2 protein-coding genes are annotated in these 602 nt (G+C 53.8%); one reads left to right on the forward strand and one right to left on the reverse strand.

What is annotated here, in order from left to right; translation table 11 throughout:
- Positions 1–235, forward strand: a 235-nt coding sequence (locus WH277_RS01025; RefSeq protein ID WP_339503858.1) for a YbaY family lipoprotein, incomplete at its 5' end; no start/stop codon positions are given.
- A gap of 27 nt (positions 236–262) precedes the next feature.
- Here WH277_RS01025 and WH277_RS01030 read toward each other — a convergent pair.
- Positions 263–577 (reverse strand): MGMT family protein, encoded by a 315-nt coding sequence (locus tag WH277_RS01030; RefSeq protein ID WP_200641611.1) that lies wholly within the window; start codon positions 575–577, stop codon positions 263–265.
- Positions 578–602 lie beyond the last annotated feature (25 nt).

Genomic DNA, 602 nt, shown 5'->3' on the forward strand with positions numbered 1-602 from the left:
ACCTAATGCACGCATTCTGCTGAGTGCCGCCGTGACGGTCGACGGTAAAATGCTGTTTATTACCGATACGGTGAAGCAGGTAGTGACCACCGGTGGAACACATCAGGATCTGACATTGGTGCCTGTGCCTTCCATTGCTGTACCAACGCAGAACGGAGCCGCCACGACGATGCCATCCACATCGCCAACTCAGGTTTCCCCTTCTTCTGCTGTACCGGCCCCCACCTCACTGTAACGTCTGAACGCCCCGAAAGGGGCGTTATCACGGTTGCCAACGATAACGTTTGAGATCGACCTTTCCTTCCAGGGAGACTTGAATCCCTTCGTCCATTAATGCTCTGCGCTGTCGACCGAGATCGTCCCCCACCAGCGAGATTTCTCCTTTACGGTTAATCACGCGATACCAGGGAAGTTTACTACCAGCGGGCAGGCGTTTCAGTACGCCTCCAACTTGACGTGCGGCACGAGGAGAACCGGCTAGCTGAGCGATTTCGCCGTATGTGGTCACATAGCCAAAAGGAATGGCGGCGACAATATTGTAGATGCGTTGTTGAAAGCTATCGTCTTCGAAGGTCATGGTGTTCGGTACCGGGGAAATAAAC

The organism is Erwinia sp. MYb416 (assembly GCF_037479575.1).
Lineage (GTDB): Bacteria > Pseudomonadota > Gammaproteobacteria > Enterobacterales > Enterobacteriaceae > Erwinia > Erwinia rhapontici.